Annotated in this window: 3 protein-coding genes; all 3 read left to right on the plus strand. The window is 63.5% G+C overall.

Annotation, left to right across the window (positions count from 1 at the left end; genetic code table 11):
- The first annotated feature begins 177 nt into the window (after positions 1-177).
- The 3 genes from PSH73_RS09370 to PSH73_RS09380 are packed head-to-tail and all read left to right on the plus strand — an operon-like array spanning position 178 to position 21381.
- Positions 178-12471 carry a non-ribosomal peptide synthase/polyketide synthase gene (locus tag PSH73_RS09370; RefSeq protein ID WP_305462312.1) on the plus strand — a complete coding sequence of 4098 codons (12294 nt, stop codon included), beginning with the start codon at positions 178-180 and terminating at the stop codon, positions 12469-12471.
- Positions 12464-18214 (plus strand): non-ribosomal peptide synthetase, encoded by a 5751-nt coding sequence (locus PSH73_RS09375; protein WP_305462314.1) that lies wholly within the window; start codon positions 12464-12466, stop codon positions 18212-18214. Before PSH73_RS09370 ends, PSH73_RS09375 begins: the two co-directional genes overlap by 8 nt.
- Positions 18211-21381: an amino acid adenylation domain-containing protein gene (locus PSH73_RS09380; RefSeq protein WP_305462316.1), complete on the plus strand. Its 3171-nt coding sequence runs from the start codon at positions 18211-18213 to the stop codon at positions 21379-21381. The genes PSH73_RS09375 and PSH73_RS09380 overlap by 4 nt, the downstream gene beginning before the upstream one ends.
- Positions 21382-21434: the final 53 nt, after the last annotated feature.

The raw sequence follows: 21434 nt of genomic DNA on the forward strand, positions 1-21434 counted from the left end.
TAAATGTAGTTGCAAATACAGTGCTCCGTCAATGATAGGGCCGCTTCGCGGACTTCTCCCGGGTTTGATGTAACGCCCGATGACTGCAATCGCCTGCGCTAATTTTTCCCGCCTGGATTCGTTTTATAGGGACGACGTGCCTTTGTGCTTCCTGCCTATTGCTCCGGATCCCAAGAAATGAACGCTGAAGACTCCTTGAAACTTGCTCGCCGGTTTATCGGGTTGCCCCTGGAAAAACGCCAGTTGTTCCTCCAGGCGCTGCAAAAGGAAGGGATCGACTTCTCGCGTTTTCCGATTCCGGCCCAGGTCGAGGCCGAGGATCGCCAGGCGTTGTCCTACGCCCAGCAGCGTATGTGGTTTCTCTGGCAACTGGATCCTGCCAGCGCAGCCTATAACCTGCCGGGAGCGGTGCGTCTAAAGGGCACCTTGAGCCTGCCGGCCATCGAGCAGGCGTTTGCCAGCCTGATCGCGCGGCATGAAACCCTGCGCACAGTGTTCCAGCGCCAGGCCGATGAGCGCCTGGTGCAAGTGCCCTGCCAGCCTGCGTTAGCGATTGAACCACTGGATCTTGGCAACTTGCCGCCGGCTGAGCGCGAACAGGCGGTGATGGCTGCCGCCACCGCGCAATCGCTGCAACCCTTCGACCTGGCCAATGGCCCCTTGCTGCGCGTGCAATTGCTCAAACTCGCCGAGCAAGAGCATGTGTTGCTGCTGACCCTGCATCACATCGTCTCGGACGGCTGGTCGATGAACGTGCTGATCGACGAGTTCATCCGATGCTATGACGCCTTTGAACGCAACCAGTCGCCACAACTGCCAGACCTGCCGATCCAGTACAGCGACTACGCCTTGTGGCAGCGCCGCTGGCTGGAGGCGGGGGAGCAGGCGCGGCAGCTGGATTACTGGCGCGAACAGTTGGGCGATGAACACCCGGTGCTGGAGTTGCCAACGGACTTTGCACGCCCAGTCGTGGCCAGCCATCAGGGCCAGCGCTATGAGTTCGCCTTGCCGGCAGCCTTGGCCGACGGTGCGCGGTTGTTGGCTCGCCAGCAGAACGTATCGTTGTTCACCGTGCTGCTGGCAGCGTTCAAGATCCTGCTGTTTCGCTACACCGGCCAGACTGACCTGCGGGTAGGCGTGCCGATTGCCAACCGGCATCGCGGTGAAACCGAGGGCCTGATCGGGCTGTTCGTCAACACTCAAGTCATGGCTGCCCACGTTGATGGGCAGGCGCGGGTCAGCGACCTGTTGCAGGGGCTCAAGGATGTGGTCAATGGCGCCCAGGCCCACCAGGACCTGCCGTTCGAGCGCCTGGTCGAGGCGCTCAAGCCGGAGCGCAGCCTGAGCCACACGCCACTGTTCCAGGTGCTCTACAACCACCAGCCACAAGTGGCAGACCTAGAAGCGCTGGTGCTGGAATCCGGACTCTCCCTGAGCCTGGTCGAGTGGCAGAGCCGCACCACTCAGTTCGACCTCAGCCTCGACACCTGGGAAAAGGGCGGCACCCTGCGCGCTGCATTGACCTTCGCCACCGACCTGTTCACGCCCGCCACCATCGAGCGTATGGCCCGCCACTGGAGCCACTTGCTCGGCGGCATGATCGACAACGTACAGCAGCGCGTGGCTGAGTTGCCGATGCTCGACGCCAGCGACTATCAGCAGCAAATTCATGGCTGGAACGCCACCGCCTCTGAGTACCCGCAAGCGCGCAGCATCCATCGACTGATCGCCGAGCAGGTGGAGCGCCAGCCCGACGCTCTGGCCCTGACCTTTGGCAGCAAGACTCTGAGTTATCGCCAATTGGACGGCCAGGCCAATCAACTGGCGCACAAGCTGATCGAGCTGGGCGTTGGCCCCGAAGTGCGCGTTGGCGTGGCCATGCAGCGCACCGACGCCTTGATCGTTGCCTTGCTTGGCGTGCTCAAGGCCGGCGGCGCCTATGTGCCGCTGGACCCGGATTACCCGGCTGACCGCGTCGCCTACATGCTGCAAGACAGTCGCGCTCAGGTGCTGCTGACCGAGGCCGAGCTGCTCGCCGACTTGCCTCAGACCCAGGCCCAGGTGTTGCAGATGGATCAACTGGCTGGCTACCCGTTGAGCGCACCGGTCACCCAGGTTGCGCCCAACAACCTGGCCTACGTGATCTACACCTCCGGCTCCACCGGCAAGCCCAAGGGCGTAGCCATTGCCCATGGCAACGTACTGGCACTGATCCACTGGTCGCAGCAGGTCTACAGTCGCGAAGATATCCAGGGTGTGCTGGCTTCCACTTCGGTGTGTTTCGACCTCTCGGTGTGGGAGATTTTCGTCACCCTGGCCAACGGCGGCTCGCTGATCCTTGCCCGCAATGCCCTGGAACTGCCCGAGCTGCCGGCCCGTGACCAGGTGCGCCTGATCAACACCGTACCCTCGGCCATCAATGCCTTGCAGCGTGCCGGGCAGATCCCCGAGAGTGTGCGCATCATCAACCTGGCCGGCGAGCCGCTCAAGCAATCCCTGGTGGACCGCCTCTATCAGCAACCGTCGATCAAGCAGGTCTTTGATCTGTACGGCCCGTCCGAAGACACCACCTATTCCACCTGGACCCCTCGCGAAGCCTTGGGCCAGCCGTCCATTGGCCGGCCGTTGAGCAACACCCAGGGTTATATCCTCGATGCCGACCTGCAACCGGTGCCTACCGGGGTCGCTGCCGAGCTGCACCTGGCCGGCGCCGGGCTCACCCGGGGCTATCTGGGCCGGGCCGCGATGACTGCCGAAAAATACGTACCCAACCCGTTCTCCAGTACTGGCGAACGGCTGTACCGCACTGGCGACCTGACCCGCTATCGCGCCGATGGCGTGATCGAGTACGTCGGGCGGATCGACCATCAAGTGAAGATCCGTGGTCTGCGGATTGAGCTGGGGGAGGTCGAAGCGCGCCTGCTCAGTCACCCGCAAATCAAGGAAGCACTGGTGATCGCCCAGGATGGACGCTTGCTGGTGGCTTACGTGGTGCCGACAGCAATGCCCCAGGATCACGAGGTATTCACGCAAACGTTGCATGCGTACCTGGCCGAAACTTTGCCTGAATACATGCTGCCAACGGTGACCATGGCCTTGGCACAGTTTCCCTCGACCCCCAATGGCAAGCTGGACCGCAAGGCGCTGCCGCGGGCCGGTGAGGCCAAGGTGCAGGCGTTCAGTGCGCCGCAGGATCCACGGCAACTGCTGCTTGCCGGGATCTGGCAAGACATTCTTGGGCAGTCGCAGATTGGCCTGGATGACAACTTTTTCGAACTGGGCGGCGACTCCATCGTGTCGATCCAGGTGGTCAGCCGTGCCCGCCAGGCCGGTTTGCAACTGGCGCCCAGCGACCTGTTCCGCCACCAGACCCTACGCAGCCTGGCCGCTGCCGCGCGTGAAGTGTCGGCGCTGGCCATCGAGCAAGGCCCGGTCCAGGGGCCGGTGCTGTTGACCCCGGTGCAGCAATGGTTCTTTGCCGAGGATATTCCCACACGCCAGCACTGGAACCAGTCGCTGCTGCTGACTCCGCGTCAGCCGGTAGACGTCACAGCACTGGCTGGCGCGTTGCAGGCGCTGGTGGCGCAACACGATGCCTTGCGTCTGCGCTTTGTCGAGCGCGGGGAGGGCTGGGAACAGACTCATGCCCCGTCGGCAACTGTGGAGTTGTGGCAGCGCCAGGCCGCCAGCGTCGAGGAATTGCGTGAGCACTGTGATCTCGCCCAGGCCAGCCTGGACCTGGAGCACGGCCCGTTGATGCGGGCCTTGCTCGTGGACATGGCCGACGGCAGCCAGCGCCTGTTGCTGGTGCTGCATCACCTCGTGGTGGATGGGGTGTCCTGGCGTGTGTTGCTGGAAGACTTGCAGCGCGGCTACGGCCAAGGCGTGGCCGGCCAACCGCTGACCACGGCGCACAAGACCAGCGCCTACCAGCAGTGGGCAGTACGCTTGGACGACTACAGCCGCAGCCCGGCGCTGCTGGCTGAGTTGGCGTACTGGCGCGAACAATTGCAGGGCGTGGCAAACGACTTGCCCCGGGATAACCCGCAGGGCCGGCAAACCCAGGCAGTGGCTGAGCATATCCGCTGGCGCCTGGACCGCGAGCAAACCCGTCAACTGCTGCAACAGGCGCCAGCGGCGTACCGTACTCAGGTCAACGACCTGTTGCTGGCGGCCCTGGCGCGCACGATTTGTCAATGGACCGGACACCCTTCGGCGCTGATCCAGCTGGAAGGCCACGGTCGTGAAGAGCTGTTCGATGACATCGACCTGACTCGCACCGTGGGCTGGTTCACCAGCCTCTACCCGTTGCGCCTGACGCCAAGCGTTGAGCTGGGTGCCACCCTCAAGGCGATCAAGGAACAGTTGCGCCAGGTGCCCAACAAGGGCATTGGCTACGGTGTGTTGCGCTACGGCGCGGCGGCCAATGAACTGGCGGTCCTGGCCCAGCCAAGGATTACCTTCAATTACCTGGGACAGTTCGACCAGCAATTTGGTGAGGATGCGTTGTTCGTACCGGCCAGCGAAGGCGGCGGCCAGGCCCAGAGCCTGGACACGCCCTTGGCCAACTGGCTGAGTGTGGAAGGGCGGGTCTACGCCGGTGAACTGGAACTGGACTGGAGCTTCAGTGGCGAAGTCTTTCGTCGGGACACCATCCAGGCCCTGGTGGACAGCTGCGCGCGCACCTTGCACGAACTGATTGAACACTGCCTCGATCCACAACAGGGCGGCGCGACGCCTTCGGACTTCCCGCTGGTCAGCCTCGACCAGGCACAACTGGAAGGCCTGGGCCTGCCATTGGCGCAGATCGAGGACCTCTATCCGCTGTCGCCGATGCAGCAGGGCATGCTGTTCCACAGCGCCTACGATGCCGAGCCCGGCGCCTACATCAATCAACTGCGCCTGACCATTGAAGGCCTGGACGTGGCGCGGTTTGCCCAGTGCTGGGAGGCGGTGCTGGAGCGCCATGAAGTGCTGCGCGCACGATGTATCTGGGAAGGCCAGGCGCAGGCGATGCAAGCGATCCAGCGCTCGGTGCAATTGCCGCTGACAGTGCTGGAGAGCGCTCCTGACGACCTCGATCGTTTGGCCCTTGAACAGCGCGAACAAGGCTTCGACCTGCATCAGGCGCCGTTGTTGCGCCTGGTGCTAGTACCGCTGGCGGCCCGGCGTTATGAGCTGATCTACACCAGCCACCACATCCTGATGGATGGCTGGAGCAATGCCCAACTGCTGGGGGAGGTCTTGCAGCGGTACGCCGGACAAGTGCCGCCACCGGCCACCGGGCGTTATGCCGACTATGTGGGCTGGCTGCTGGCGCAGGACGCCGACGCCAGCGAGCAATTCTGGCGCGTGCAACTGCAAGCGCTGCCCGCGCCGACCTTGCTTGGCAACGCCTTGCCGGCGCCGCGCGAGGGCAGTGGCCATGCCAGTCACCACGTACTGCTGGACGCAACCACCACCGCGCGCCTGGGTGAGTTTGCCCGGCACAACAAGGTCACCTTCAATACCCTGTTGCAAGCGGCATGGGCGGCTTTGCTGCAACGTTATTGCGGCCAGTCGAGCGTGGCCTTTGGCGCCACAGTGGCCGGGCGTCCGGCTCATTTAGCCGGGATCGAGCAGCAGGTCGGGTTGTTTATCAATACCTTGCCGATCATTTGCAGCCCGGATGCCACCCATAGCGTCGCCAACTGGCTGCAGCACGTGCAGGCGCACAGTGTGCTCCTGCGTGAGCATGAGCACACACCGTTGTACGACATTCAACGCTGGGCCGGGCAGCCTGGTAGTGCGCTGTTCGACACCTTACTGGTGTTTGAAAACTATCCGGTGTCCCAGGCGCTGCAAGCCGGTGCGCCGGCCGGCTTGAGCTTCAGCGGGCTGCACAACCATGAACAGACCAGCTATCCGCTGACCCTGGGCATCGAGTTGGGTGAAACCCTGAGCCTGGACTTCAGCTACGCCCGGGCCGATTTCAGCCCGCAGCAGATACGCGTTATCGGCACAAGCCTGCTGCAACTGCTTGCGCAGTTTGTTGAGGATAACCAGCAAGCACTGGGCAACCTGAGCCTGCGCGAGCCAACCCTGGAGCAAACCGCAGTACAGCCGGCACTCGACCCGCTGCTGGCGCACCAGCGTATCGAACGCCGCGCGGCAGCGACCCCGGATGCCCTGGCCTTGATCAGCGGTGACGAGCGCTGGACCTATGCCGAGCTCAACCAGCGCGCCAACCGTCTGGCCCATCGCTTGCGCGAGCAGGGCGTGATGCCCGGCCAGCGCGTCGGGCTGGCGGTGCGTCGCGGTGGGGCGATGATTGCCAGCCTGTTGGCGATCCTCAAGGCAGGCGCCGCCTACGTGCCACTGGACCCCGATTACCCAGCCCAGCGCCTGGCCTACATGATTGATGACAGCGCAATGGACCTGCTGCTGCGCCAACCCGGCGTACTCGACGACGTCCTGGCCGATGCACGCGTGCCGTGCCTGCTGCTCGACGGTTCGGAGCGCGACTACCCACGCACCAACCTGGCCAACCTGGCGCAGGCCGAGCATCTGGCCTATGTGATCTACACCTCCGGTTCCACCGGGCAGCCCAAGGGCGTGTCCATCGCCCATGGCGCGCTGCGCGAATTCTGCACGATAGCCGCCGAATACTCACAACTCACGTCCCAGGATCGGGTACTGCAATTTGCAACATTCAGCTTCGACGGTTTTGTCGAACAGTGCTTCCCGCCGCTGTGCGAAGGCGCCTGCCTGGTGCTGCGCGGCGATGAAACCTGGGACACGGCGACCTTGTACGAGCAGATCATCGAACACGGCGTGACCTTGGCCGACTTGCCGGCAGCCTATTGGTTCCTGCTGGCCCAGGACTGGGCGGCGGACCCGCAGCGCAGTCGCGGGCGACTGCGCCAGGTGCACGTGGGGGGTGAGGCGATGTCGGTGGAGGGGCTCAAGCTCTGGCACGCCGCAGGCCTTGGCGGCGTGCGCTTGCTCAATACCTACGGCCCGACCGAAGCCACGGTAGTGTCCAGCACCCACTTGTGCCAGCTCGAGGATGTCGATGAAGCCAATGGCGTACCGATTGGTCGTGCCTTACCGGGGCGAGCGCTGTATGTGCTCGACCGCGACGCCAACCCGGTGCCCGATGACGTGGTGGGTGAGTTGTGTCTCGCCGCCTGTGAAGGTTTGGCCCAGGGTTATCACCAGCGTCCGGCACTGACCGCCGAGCGTTTTATTCCCGATCCTTTAGCCGCCGTGGCCGGCAGCCGCGTGTATCGCACTGGCGATCTTGCGCGCCGCGACGCGGCGGGCATGGTGCATTACTGCGGGCGGATCGACCATCAGGTGAAGATCCGTGGTTTTCGCATCGAACTGGGCGAAATCGAATCGCGCCTGTTGCAACAATCCGGTGTGCGTGACGCGGTGGTCCTGGCCCATCAAGGCGCAAGTACCCAGCAACTGGTGGCCTATATCGTGCCGGCGCAGGCCGAGCGCTCGTTGTGCGAGCGCCTCAAGGCCAGTCTCAAGGCGAGCATGCCGGACTACATGGTGCCGACCTATTGGATGGTGCTCGACCACTTGCCACTGACCTCCAACGGCAAACTCGACCGCAAGGCCCTGCCGGCACCGGACGCCAGCCTGTTGCAACAGGACTACGTGGCACCGGTCACGGCACTGCAACAGCAACTGGCCGATATCTGGCAAACAGTGTTGAACCTGCCGCGCGTGGGTTTGAACGACAACTTCTTCGAGCTGGGAGGCGATTCGATCCTGTCGATGCAGGTGGTCAGCCGCGCCCGTCAGGCGGGGCTGCATTTCACTGCCAAAGCGTTGTTCGAGCAGCAAACGATTCAAGGTTTGGCCAGCGTAACGCGCAGCGGTGAAGGCGTGCCGACCATCGACCAAGGGCCGGTGGCCGGCGTCATGCCGTTGCTGGCGGTGCAGCAGGCGTTCTTCGAGGAGGATGTTCCCCAGCGCCATCACTGGAACCAATCCGTGCTGCTTGCGCCCCAGCAACCCCTGGACGGCGCACGACTCGCCCAGGCCTTGCAGGCGCTGGTCGCCCATCACGATGCCTTGCGCCTGAATTTCTACCGCGACGGCGAGCAGTGGGTCGCCAGCCATGGCGAGGCGTCGAACCCTGAGCTGCTGTGGCAGCATCGGGTCAACGATGAAGCCCAGCTCCAGGCGGTGGCCGATCAGGCCCAGGCCAGCCTGGACCTGCAACAAGGCCCGCTGCTGCGCGCGGTGTTGTTTGAGCGTGCCGATGGCAGCCAGCGCTTACTGGTGGCGATTCACCACCTGGTAGTCGACGGCGTGTCATGGCGCATCCTCTTGCAAGATCTGCAGGACGCTTACCGTCAGCCCGCCCTGGGCTTACCGGCCAAGACCACCGCGTTCAAAACCTGGGCCGAGCAACTGCAAGGTCTTGCCCGCAGTCCCGCGCTGCAAGCCGAGATTTCGTTTTGGCAATCACTGGGCGCAACCGACAACCATCTGCCGGGCGCCAAGCCGGATGCCAGCTTGCGCAGTCGCGACGGCGTCACGCTTGATACACGCCTGAATGCCGAGCTGACCCGGCGCCTGTTGCAGGATGCGCCAGCGGCCTACCGCACCCAGGTCAACGATCTGCTGCTGACCGCGCTGGCGCGAGTCATCACGCGCTGGACGGGACGCAGCGAGGTGCTGATCCAGCTCGAAGGCCATGGCCGTGAAGAGCTGTTCGACAACCAGGACCTGACCCGCACCGTGGGTTGGTTCACCAGCCTGTTCCCGGTGCGTCTGGCGCCTGCCGAGGCGCTGGGAGATTCAATCAAGCAGGTCAAGGAACAACTGCGCGCCATTCCCAACCGGGGCGCAGGCTTTGGCGTCTTGCGTTACCTGGGTGACGCTGCCGTGCAGCAAACCCTGGCGGCACTGCCGGCGCCGCGTATCACCTTCAACTATCTGGGCCAATTCGACAGCACCGTTGAAGGCGAGCAAACGGCGTTGTTTTTGCCCAGTGGCGAGCATGCCGGGGTTGAGCAGCATCCGGACGCACCACTGGGTAACTGGTTGACCCTCAACGGCCAGGTATTTGAAGGCCAATTGTGCCTGGGCTGGACGTTCAGCCAGCAGATGTTCGACGCAGCGACCATCCAGCTACTGGCCGACGCCCTGGCTGTAGAGCTCAAGGCTGTGATTGAGCACTGCACCACAACCGGTCATCACGGCGTGACACCGTCCGACTTCCCGCTGGCGGCGTTGACACAGGCCCACGTGGATGTGCTTGCCGGCGCGCCTGAAGCCATCGAAGACATCTACCCGCTCTCGGCCATGCAGCAAGGCATGTTGTTCCACAGCTTGCTGGAGCAAAGCGGCGGCGATTACGTCAATCAGATGCAAGTATCGGTGGACGGCCTGGACCCAGAACGCTTTCGCGCAGCGTGGCAGGCGGTGGTCGATGGGCACGCCATTCTGCGCACGGCCTTTGCCTGGCAGGGCGGTTTGCCGCAGCCGATGCAGGTGGTGCACAAGCAGCTTGATGTGCCCTTTACCGTGCTCGACTGGCGCGCGCGCGACGATCAATCAGTTGCGCTGCAAGCGCTGGCTGCTGCCGAACTGGCCCAGGGTTTTGACTTGAACCGGCCTGGGCTATTACGCCTGGTACTGGTGCGCCTGGATGACCGTCGTTGCGAACTGCTTTACACCAACCATCACATCCTGATGGACGGCTGGAGCAACTCCCAACTCCTGGGTGAGGTGCTGCAGCGTTATGACGGCCAGGCGCCGGGGCCGTCCGTTGGGCGCTATCGCGATTACATCGCCTGGCTGCAACGCCAGGATCAACAGGCCAGTGAACAATTCTGGAGCGCCAATCTGACGGCACTGGAGGAGCCGACCCTGCTGGCACAGACGGTCAGTGGCCAGGGGCAGGCCGCCGCCGGTCACGGCGACCATCACTTGATGTTGGATGGGGAGCAAACCCGCCGCCTGAGCGAGTTTGCCCGCCAGCAAAAAGTCACCTCCAACACCTTGGTGCAGGCCGCGTGGCTGTTGCTGTTGCAGCGCTACACTGGGCAGGACTGCGTGGCGTTTGGTGCCACGGTCGCCGGTCGCCCGGCTGACTTGCCGGGTATCGAGCAGCAGGTTGGGCTGTTCATCAATACCTTGCCGGTGGTTGCCAGCCCGCGCGCCGAGCAAACCGTCAGCCAATGGTTACAGGTCGTGCAGGGGCAAAACCTGGCCCTGCGCGAGCATGAGCACACGCCGTTGTTCGATATCCAGCGTTGGGCCGGGCAGAGCGGTGACGCACTGTTCGACAGCCTGCTGGTATTTGAAAACTACCCGGTGGCCGAAACCCTCAAGCGCGGCGCGCCGCAAGGCTTGGTGTTCGGCGAAGTGCAGAGTCATGAACAGACCCATTATCCGTTGAGCCTGTCGGTCAGTCTGGGGCAGACCCTGAGTGTGCATTACCGCTATAGCCATGGGCACTTTAGCGCCGACACCATCAGCGAACTTAGCGGGCATTTCAGCCACCTGCTGCTGGGTATGCTCGATCAGCCCGAGCTGGCGCTGGGTGATTTGTCGATGCAAGGCGCTGCGCGGCAACAACAGATGGTCGCGCAATGGAACCCGGCGGCGGTCGATTACCCGCGCGGGCAATGCATCCACCAACTGTTCGAGGCCCAGGCTGAGCGCGCTCCCGATGCCGTCGCCCTGGTGTTCGGCCAGCAGTCGCTGACCTATCGCGAGCTCAACGAACAGGCCAACCAACTGGCGCATCGGTTGCTGGCCGAAGGTGTCGGGCCGGATCGTCTGGTGGGGATCGCGGTGGAGCGCGGCTTGCCGATGATCATCAGCCTGCTGGCGATCCTCAAGGCCGGTGGCGCCTATGTGCCGCTGGACCCGGCATACCCGGCTGATCGCCTGGCGTACATGATGCAAGACAGCGGCCTGAGGTTGCTGATTACCCAGGCGCCGCTGCTGGGGGCGCTGCCAATTCCAGGCGGTGTTGAGGCGCTGGTGCTGGACGGTGAGGCGGGCTGGTTCGCGGGCTATCCGAGCCACAACCCGCAGCCATCGGCCGGACCGGGCAACCTCGCCTATGCAATCTACACCTCCGGTTCAACCGGCAAGCCCAAAGGGGTAATGGTGCCCCATGGCGCCCTGGGCAACTTCATTGCGAGCATGGCCCGCCAGCCGGGGCTTGCGGTGGGAGAGCGGATCCTGTCTCTGACCACCTTCTCGTTCGATATCTTCGGCCTGGAGATTTACCTGCCGCTGACCGTTGGCGCCTGTGCGGTGTTGGTGGACAAAGACACCACCCTCGACCCGGACGCGATCCTCGCCACCGTGGCTACCCAGCGTGTCAACACCCTGCAAGCCACGCCCTCGACCTGGCGCATGTTGCTCGACAGCCCGCAGGTGGCGGCGTTGCAGGGCTGCACCTTGCTCTGCGGTGGCGAAGCCCTGGCCGATGAACTGGCGGCACGCATGCTCGCCCTCGGTGGAGCGGTATGGAACCTCTATGGGCCAACCGAAACCACCATTTGGTCAGCCGCCCATCGTCTCGACGGCCAGCCATGGCTGGGGCGGCCGATCGACAACACCGGCCTGTACATCGTCAGCCAGGACGGTGCCTTGGCCCCGGTCGGCGTGCCCGGCGAGCTGTTGATTGGCGGTGATGGCCTGGCGCGCGGCTACTTCCAGCGCCCAGGCCTGACTGCCGAACGTTTCCTGCCCGACCCGTTCGGTGCGCCCGGCCAGCGCTTGTACCGCACCGGCGACCTGGCGCGCTATCGCGCCGAAGGGGTGATCGAATACCTCGGGCGCTTGGACCACCAGGTGAAAATTCGCGGCTTCCGGATCGAACTGGGGGAAATCGAAGCGCGCATCCAGGCCCAGGATGCTGTGCGCGAAGCGGCCGTGGTGGCCCTCGATGGACCCAGCGGCCCGCAACTGGTGGGTTACGTAGTGCTCGCCGAATCGACGGACAGCACCGAGCAACATACGGCGTTGCGCGAGTCGATCAAGGCCGGGCTCAAGCAGCATCTGGCCGACTACATGATCCCTGCGCACCTGGTATTCGTCGCGCAGATGCCCTTGACCCCCAACGGCAAACTGGACCGCAAGGCCTTGCCGGCACCGGATGTCAGCCAGACGCAAAAAGCCTATGTGGCGCCGGTTTCGGAACTTGAGCAGCAACTGGCCGGGATCTGGCAAGAGGTGCTCAAGGTCGAGCGCGTGGGGCTTGGCGACAACTTCTTCGACCTGGGCGGGCACTCCCTGCAAGTGGTGGTGATGCTGTCCCGTGTGCGGGCAGTGCTTGGGGTAGACGTGGCCGTGAAGGACTTTTACGCGCAGGACAGCCTCGGGGCCTTGGCCCAATCGCTGGTCGATGCGACCCGGGACGATGGCCTGGATGATGACTTTGACCTGATCTTTGATGCCCTTGATGAACTGGAGCAGGAAAACCTGGAGGAAACCAATGCTTAAGCAAGGCGGGGCCAAAACCGCAGAACTGGTGGCGCGCATCAAGGACTTGAGCGCACCCAAGCGTGCGCAACTGTTCCGCAAGCTGGAGCAGCAGGGCGTCAACGTCGCGCGTTTCCCGATTGTGCCGGCTAGCGAAACCGGGCCCCAGCAACTGTCGTATGCCCAGCAGCGGCAATGGTTTCTCTGGCAGTTCGACCCAACGGGCAGTGCCTACAACATCTGTACGGCGCTGCATTTGAAGGGGGAGCTGGATGTCGAGGCGCTGCAACGCAGCCTGTCGCAGGTGCTGGCGCGCCATGAAGGGCTGCGCGCCGGATTTGTGCAGCAAGGCGAGCAGGTGCGATGCATCATGCGGCCCATCGAAGCCGTGGAGCTTGCGGTGCAGGCTGCCCCGGCAGGCGATCCCGAGTCCGTAATCAAGGCGTTTGTCCAGGTGCAGAGCAGCCAGCCGTTCGATCTGGAACACGATCTGCTGCTGCGCGCCGCAGTGTTGCGTCTGGCGGACGATGAGCACGTGTTGGTACTGACGTTGCACCACATCATCACCGATGGCTGGTCGATGCAGATCATGATCGATGAGCTGCTGGCGCTGTACATTGCCCAGGTCACGGGCACGCCTTGCGCGTTGCCGGCACCGATCATTCAATACGCTGACTATGCCGCCTGGCAACGGCAATGGCTGGAGGCCGGGGAAGGGCGCCGGCAACTGGATTACTGGCGCGGTAAATTGGGCAGCGAGCACGTCTTGCTTGAACTACCGGTGGATCGCCCACGCCTGGGGCCACCGGACCAGCGTGGGGCGACGCTGCCGCTGGCGTTGGATCGTGCCTTGAGCGACGGCCTCAAGGGCCTGGCGCAGCAGCAAGGGGTGAGCCCGTTCATGTTGTTGCTGGCGTCGTTCCAGGTGCTGTTGCACCGCTACAGCGGCCAGTCTGACATTCGCGTCGGCGTACCCACCGCCAACCGCAACCGGGCCGAGACCGAGCGGGTCATCGGCTTTTTCGTCAATACCCAGGTGATGCAGGCCACGCTCGACAGCCAGCAGCCCTTTGCGGACTTTGTGCAGACGGTCAAGGCGGCGGCCCACGAGGCCCAGACCTGGCAAGACCTGCCGTTCGAGCAGTTGGTGGAGGCGCTGCAGCCCGAGCGCAACAGCCTGCACACGCCGCTGTTCCAGGTGATGTTCAACCATCAGATGGAAACTGGCCGGTTTGCCGATGGCCAACCCCTGGGCGGATTGCTGTGCACGCCAGTCGACTCGGAGAACCTCAGTGCGCCGTTTGACCTGACCCTCAATACCTTCGACGGCCCTGATGGCCTGTCGGCGGTCCTCACCTATGCCACCGATATCTTTGACGCCTCGACCGTCGAACGCATGGCGCGGCATTGGCAGAGATTGTTGCAGGGCATGGTCGATGATCCACGGCAGCGCATCGGTCAACTGCCGATGCTCAACGCCACTGAACAGCGCCTGGCGTTGCAAACCTGGAACGCCAGCACTGCCGACTACCCTCGCGACAGCGCCATCCACCACCTGATCGAAGCCCAGGCCGCTCGCACCCCGGATGCCGTGGCGTTGGTCTTCCACACCCAGTCATTGACCTTTGCCCGACTCAACCAGCAGGCCAACCGCCTGGCCCATCGCCTGATCGCGGCCGGTGTCGGCCCTGATGTACTGGTGGGAATTGCGGTGCAACGCAGCGTTGACCTGGTGGTCGGGCTGCTGGCGATTCTCAAGGCCGGTGGCGCCTATGTGCCGCTGGACCCGGCGTACCCCGAGGATCGCCTAGCCTACATGATGCAAGACAGCGGCCTGGCCCTGCTGCTGACCCAGGCACCGTTGCTGGCGCGCTTGCCGATCCCGGCCGGGGTCAGTGCCCTGGCCCTGGACCAAACGGATGCGTGGTTCGATGGCTACAGCTGCGAAAACCCGCTGCCGCGCACCACGGCCGAACACCTGGCCTACGTGATCTACACCTCCGGCTCCACCGGCAAGCCCAAAGGCGTGATGGTGCGCCATGGCGCCCTGACCAACTTTGTGTGCAGCATGGCCCGCCAGCCGGGCCTGGATGCCAATGACCGGCTGCTGTCGCTGACCACCTTTTCGTTCGATATTTTCGGCCTGGAAATCTATGGGCCACTGTTGGCTGGCGCAACCCTGGTGCTGACCGGGCAGGACATCAACCTCGACCCGCAAGCCTTGCTTGCCCTGGTCAAACAGCAGCGCATCAGCGTGTTGCAGGCCACGCCCTCGACCTGGCGCATGCTGCTCGATCACCCGCAGGCCGATGAGCTCAAGGGCTGCAAACTGCTGTGCGGCGGTGAGGCGCTGCCCCTGGAACTGGCGACCCGCCTTTTGGCGCTTTCGCCCCAGGTGTGGAACCTCTACGGGCCGACCGAGACCACCATCTGGTCGGCGCAGTACCCGCTCACGCCAACTCAGCCGCAGCCGTGGCTGGGCGGGCCGATTGCCAATACCAGCCTGTATATCCTCGACGATAACCTGGCGCCGGTGCCGGTCGGGGTGGCGGGTGAATTGTTGATTGGCGGCGATGGCCTGGCGCGGGGTTATTTCCAGCGCCCGGCACTCACCGCCGAACGCTTCCTGCCCGATCCATTTGGCGCTCCCGGTACGCGCCTGTACCGCACCGGCGACCTGGCGCGCTACCGCGCGGACGGGGTGATCGAGTACATCGGTCGCGTGGATCACCAGGTAAAAATCCGTGGATTGCGGATCGAACTGGGGGAAATCGAGGCGCGGCTGTTGGAGCAACCGCAAGTGCGCGAAGCCGCCGTGGTGGTGCGGGACGTCGCTGGCCATCCGCAGTTGGTGGCGTATGTGGTCGCAGCGCAAGGGGTGAGCGATGAGCAAGTTCTACGTGATGCGTTTAAGCGTCAGCTCAAGGGCGACCTGCCGGAGTATATGGTGCCCAACCATTGGGTCTTCCTCGACAGCCTGCCGCTGACTCCCAACGGCAAGCTCGATCGCAAGGCGTTGCCGGCGCCGGATGCCAGTGCCTTGCAGCAGCACTACATCGCGCCGCGCAATGTCTTGGAGCAGCAGATTGCCGAGGTCTGGCAACAGGTGCTGGGTCTGGCGCAGGTGGGGGTGAGCGACAACTTCTTCGAACTGGGCGGGCACTCGCTGCTGGCCACCCAGGTGATTGCGCGGCTCAAGCAAACCCTGGCCAGCGACCCTGGCTTGCGGGACCTGTTCAATGCTCCGGTGTTGGAAGACTTTGCCGCCGTGTTGGCGGGCCGTTCGGCCGCGCAGCCGGCGCAGATCGCCTTGCGCGCCCATGGCCCGCGCAGCACTGCGCCCTTGTCCCTGGCCCAGCGCCGCTTGTGGGTGGCCGAACAGTTCTCGGCCGGCAACGGCGCGTACGGCATGCCGCTGGCGTTGCGCTTGCGTGGCGAAGTCTCGGTGCCGTTGCTGATCGAAAGCCTCAAGTGCGTGGTGCAGCGTCATGAAGTGCTGCGCACCGCCTATGTCGCAGACGATGACGGCGATCCATTGGCGGTGATTTCGCCAGAGGTGGCACTGGACTTCGCCCTGGTCGACCTGTCGCACCTGGACCGTATCGAACAGGAAGCCCAGGTCGCCCAGGCCACGCTGGACAACACCCGACACCCGATCAACCTGGCACAAGCGCCGCTGTTGCGTGGGCAGATCCTGCGCCTGGGTGCCCATGAGCATGTGCTGCTGTATTCGATGCACCACATCATTTCCGATGGTTGGTCGATGGCGGTGCTGGTGGGTGAACTGGTGCAACACTACGCCGCGCTCAAGCACGGCCGTGGCATCGACTTGCCGCCGCTGCCGGTGCAATACAGCGACTATGCCCAATGGCAACTGGCGCTGGAGCAGGCCGGGGTCTTGCAGCAACAGGCCCACTACTGGAAGGACGCCCTGGCCGGTCATCCCGGCCAACTCCTGTTACCCACTGATTTTCCACGGCCGCCAGTACCGTCTTTTGAAGGCTCCAGCGAGTCGTTCAGCGTGCCGCCGGCATTGGGCGAGGCACTCAAAGGCTTGTCCGGCCGCCACGGCGTTACGCCTTACACCACCTTGCTGGCGGCATTCCAGGTGTTGCTGCATCGCCTGGGCACCAGCGACGACTTGCTGGTGGGCGCTGATGTCGCGGGGCGCCAGCATGCCGAGCTGGAAGGCTTGATTGGTTTCTTCGTGAATATCCTGCCCCTGCGTTCGCGCTTCGACGCAAAGGCCCGGTTCAGTGATTTCCTCGCTGCTGCGCGGGAAACCTCCCTCACGGCATTCGAGCATCAGGACCTGCCCCTGGACATGATCGCCGAAGCCAGCAACGTGCCCCGGCACAGGGGCTTCAACCCCTTGGTGCAAGTGCTGTTTGTGATGAACAACCTGCCGGTGCACAGCGCTGGCCTGGCGGACATTGCCGTGGAGGTGGTGCCCAGCCTGGGCGGCTATTCCAAGTTCGACATGGCGTTGTTCATCGACGAAGAAGCCGGGCAGTGGCAAGGCACCTGGCAGTACGCCAATGACTTATTCAAACAAGAGCGCATTACCGAGCTTGTGAGCGCCTGGATGGGAATTCTTCAACAGATTGTCATGGATCCAGACATCCGATTAGGGGACATCATCATGCCGTCGAATACCGCTGTTGCTCCTGCCGCACCTGTTAGCCCGAAGGCCGACAAACTGGGCAAGTTCCTCAAGAAACCGTCGAGCCCGGTGGCCAAGGTCCCGCTGCCGGCGATGCGTGAATCGCTGTTGAACGCCGACCAGGTGTTCCCGTTGCTGATGGAGCCCAATGATCCGGGGCTCGACCTGGTGACGTGGGTCCAGGCCAATCGCGCCTTGGTCGAGGAGAAGTTGGCGCGGCATGCGGGGATCCTGTTCCGAGGCTTTGCCATGCGTGATATCCACGATTTCGAGGCCTTTGCCGAAGCAGTCCAGCCGGGCCTGTACGGCCAGTACGGCGACTTGCCGAAGAAAGAGGGCGGCAAGAACACCTACCGCTCTACGCCGTACCCGGAAAAGAAAATGATCCTGTTCCACAACGAGAGCTCGCATCAGGATCGCTGGCCGCGCAAGCAACTGTTCTTCTGCGAGCAACCGTCGCCCGTGGGCGGTGCCACGCCGGTGGTCGATTGCCGGCAGATGTACCTGCGTTTGCCGCAAGCGTTGCGCGATACATTCGAAAGCAAGGGCCTGCTGTATGTGCGCACCTTCGCCGATAAGCTCGACGTGTCCTGGCAGCATTTTTTCAAGACCGAAGACCGCGCCCAGGTCGAGCAGCGCTGCGCGCTGGCTGGCATTCAATGGACCTGGCTGGACAACGACGAACTGCAAATCCGCACCCCGTGCCCGGCGATCATCACCCACCCGACCACGGGCGAGAAAACCTTCTTCAACCAGGTGCAACTGCACCACATCTATTGCCTGGACCCTGACGTGCGCGACGACCTGCTGGGCCTGTTCGGTCCCGAGCGGATGCCGCGCCACGTGTACTACGGCGATGGCAGCCCGATTGAAGACGCGGTGATGCAACTCCTGGGCGAACTCTACGAGGCCTGTGCGGTGCGTTTTGATTGGCGCAAGGGCGATGTGATCCTGCTGGACAACATGCTTGCCGCCCACGCCCGCGACCCCTTTGAAGGCCCACGCAAAATCGTCGTGGCCATGGGTGAAATGATCGAGCGGCGCGACCTGGAAACGGTAACGCCCTATACACGTATGCAAACTGAAGGGACTGAGGCATGAGTACGCTTAACGATGCAGGCCTGGCGCTGCTCCCGGAACAACAACAGCGGGTGCTGGACGCACAGGACGGTGCGAGTTGGGGTGATATCGCGCACCTGTTGCATATCCAGATCAAGGGCACGCTCGACGTTTCACGCCTGCAAGCGGTTTTAAACGGTTTGAGCCAGCGTCACACCGCGCTGCTCGCCCGATTGGCGACGGCGCCCGGTTATCGTGGCCTGCGGCAGTTCTTTGAGGCCGGTGCGGCGAATGTGGCATTGGCGGTGGATGAGTCCAGCGACACCGCGCAGGTCTTGGTGCAGTGGTGCCAACGCCCGGTGAGCCTGGCGTCCGGGGTGTTTTTCGAGGGTCTGTTACAGCGTATCGACGCGCAACACTGGCAATTGACCCTGGGCTTGGCGGGTTTTGTGGGGGATCAGGCGAGCCTGGGGATTCTTTATCAAGACCTGTGTACGGCGTATGAGCAGGGCAGTTGCGCCGTGGATGAGGAGCTGGGGCAGTTTGCCCAGTACCTGGAGTGGCATGCCGAAGTAGTGCTCGACGAAGATGCCGATACTGCCAAGGCCTATTGGCAAGCCTGCCTGCCGAGCACTGGGGTGCTGGCACCGGAGTTGCCGGTGCGCTACGCGGACACTGCGCCGGGCAAGGCCGGTGGGCAGACACTGACTGCCGCCCTCGACCCACGTGTGCTGGAGCGCCTGAGCCAACTGGCAGCCCAGCACAACACGCCGGTGACCACGCTATTGCAAGCAGCCTGGTGGGTGCTGCTGGCGCGCGTCAGTGGGCGCGAAGGTTTTGTCGCGGGCCTGCGGCATGACGCGCGCCAGGACTATGAGTTCTTCGCACCCACCGTGGGCCTGCTGGAAAGAACCCTGCCGTTGAACCTGAACCTGGCGCCGACAGCATCGTTCACGCGTGTGTTGGCTGAGCTGACCGGTGTGCTGGAGACCCATGGCACTTGGCAAGAATATGCGCCGCTCGACGCCGGCCTGCCGCTGACCCATGGCTTTGGTGTGCGCCAGCAACCGGCAGCGCGCACAGTGGGGACATGCACCTGGAGCGGCGCCTACAGTGCTGATCTTCGGCCGCTGTTTGAACTGGCGCTGAATGTCGATATGGAGGAGGGCGGCGCTGTCACCGGTCTGTCGCTGGACTATGCCGCTGCCGTTTATAGCCAGGCCACGATGCAGACGCTGCTGGCGCAGTATCAAGTGCTATTGGGCAGTCTGCTGGAGCAGCCGGACGCGGCCATCGCAACCCTGAGCCTGTTGGGTGAGGCGGAACGCCAACGCCTGCTGGCGTTCAATCCCGCGCCGCAAGTGCTGGAAGAGCGGGTGCTGTTGCCTGAGCATATTCTCAATTGGGCCGAAATCACCCCGGACGCGTTGGCATTGGTCGCGGGGCAGCAGTCGCTGACCTACGCCGAGTTGGATGCCGGCGTGCGTCAATTATCCAGCCGTCTGCGTCAAAAGGGTGTAGCCCCGGGCAGCATCGTCGCCCTGGCCTTGCCGCGCGGCGTGGCCCAGGTGCTGACTATTCTTGCGACCTGGCGCACAGGCGCTGCCTATCTGCCGCTGGACCCGAACTGGCCAGTGGCGCGCCAGGCCCAACTGGTGGAACAGGCCGGCGCGCAACTACTGGTCACCCAGGGTATGGCTTTGGATGGAGTCGGTTGCGCAGTACTGGACCTCGATCAAAAGATGCAGCAACCGCTGGCGCAAGGACCTAGTGCAACCCTGCAAGGCCAGGACGCCGCTTATGTACTGTTTACCTCCGGCACCACCGGGGTGCCCAAGGGCGTGGTGGTCGAGCATCGGCAATTGCTCAATTACGTCGCGGGCGTCAGCAGTGAGCTGGAGCTGGCTGCTTGCCGGCACTTCGCCCAAGGCTCCACTGTCGCGGCGGACCTGGGTAACACCAGCCTGTTTGGTGCGCTGTACAACGGCGCCACCTTGCATATCGTTGACGAGGCGACGATGCAGGATCCCGAAGCCTTCGCAGCCTTCATCGACACCCAGGGCATTGATTGCCTGAAAATCGTGCCGTCCCATCTTGCCGCCTTGCTCGAAGCACCGCAGCCGAAGGTGCCGGCCACCCTGATCCTTGGCGGCGAAGCCATCGGCCAGGGGACGGTTGCGCGCATCTTCAACCTGCGCGCCGATTGCCGTCTGTTCAATCACTACGGGCCCACCGAAACCACCGTTGGCGTCGCCGTGCATACAATCAGCCCGGACGACTTGCAACACCTGGCCATTCCCCTGACTCGGGTATTGCCCAACAACCAGTTGTTCGTCCTCAACGAGGGCCTGCAACTGGTGGCCTGCGGCGAACTGGGTGAGCTGTATATCGGCGGCCAGCAATTGTGCCGTGGCTACCTGAACGACCCGGCGCAGACCGATGCAGCGTTTATCAACAGTCCGTTTAACCCTGGCGAACGGTTGTACCGCAGCGGCGACCTGGCCCGCTACCTGCCACAAGGCGGTATCGCGCTGTATGGCCGGCGTGACCATCAGGTTAAGGTGCGCGGGTTCCGTATCGAACTGGCAGAAATCGAACAACAACTGCTGCGCGTGCCAGGCGTGAGCGAAGCCGTGGTGCTGCTGGCGCACGATGAGCCGGTCGCCTTTGTACTGCCGAGCCAGGACGCGCCTGCGGATTGGCTGCAAAACCTCAAGCAGCAAATGGCTGAGCGCTTGCCGGCGGTGATGGTGCCGCACCAGTACCAGGTGGTGCAGCACATGCCGCGCCTGGGCAACGGCAAAGTCGACCGCCAGGCCTTGCAGAATCTGGAGTTGGTCGAAGAAGACGACACCTTCATCGAGCCCCTGGACGCCCTTGAAACCTTGCTGGCCAGTCGCATGGCCCAGTTGCTGGGGCGCGAACGCTTGAGCCGCGACCGCGACTTCTTCGCCGCCGGTGGCCATTCGCTGCTGGTGATCAAGCTGGTCGCCGGGATTCGCAAACTGCTGCACTGCGAAGTCCACCCCGGCATCGTGTTCGATCACCCAAGTCCCGGCGCACTGGCCCAGGCCTTGCGTGCCCAGGAAGATAGCCCTGGCCAGTTGGAGAAACTGGCCCAGGCACGTTTGCGGCTGGACGCAATGAGTCCAGAGGAAAAGGCCGCGCTGCTGGAGAAGGCGCGCCAACAGGCGGCGGTGCAGAGCTAAAACGGTTGCGGGCGCTGCCAGTCAGTCAGCGCTCGCAAGTTTTATGCTGTTGC

This window comes from Pseudomonas sp. FP2294, assembly GCF_030687625.1.
In the GTDB taxonomy this organism is placed as follows: Bacteria; Pseudomonadota; Gammaproteobacteria; order Pseudomonadales; family Pseudomonadaceae; genus Aquipseudomonas; species Aquipseudomonas shahriarae.

What these genes read in the sequence shown, in the direction of transcription:
- PSH73_RS09370 (WP_305462312.1), top strand. Translation starts at nt 178, where the DNA reads ATGAACGCTGAAGACTCCTTGAAACTTGCTCGCCGGTTTATCGGGTTG.
- PSH73_RS09380 (WP_305462316.1), top strand. Translation starts at nt 18,211, where the DNA reads ATGAGTACGCTTAACGATGCAGGCCTGGCGCTGCTCCCGGAACAACAA.
- PSH73_RS09375 (WP_305462314.1), top strand. Translation starts at nt 12,464, where the DNA reads ATGCTTAAGCAAGGCGGGGCCAAAACCGCAGAACTGGTGGCGCGCATC.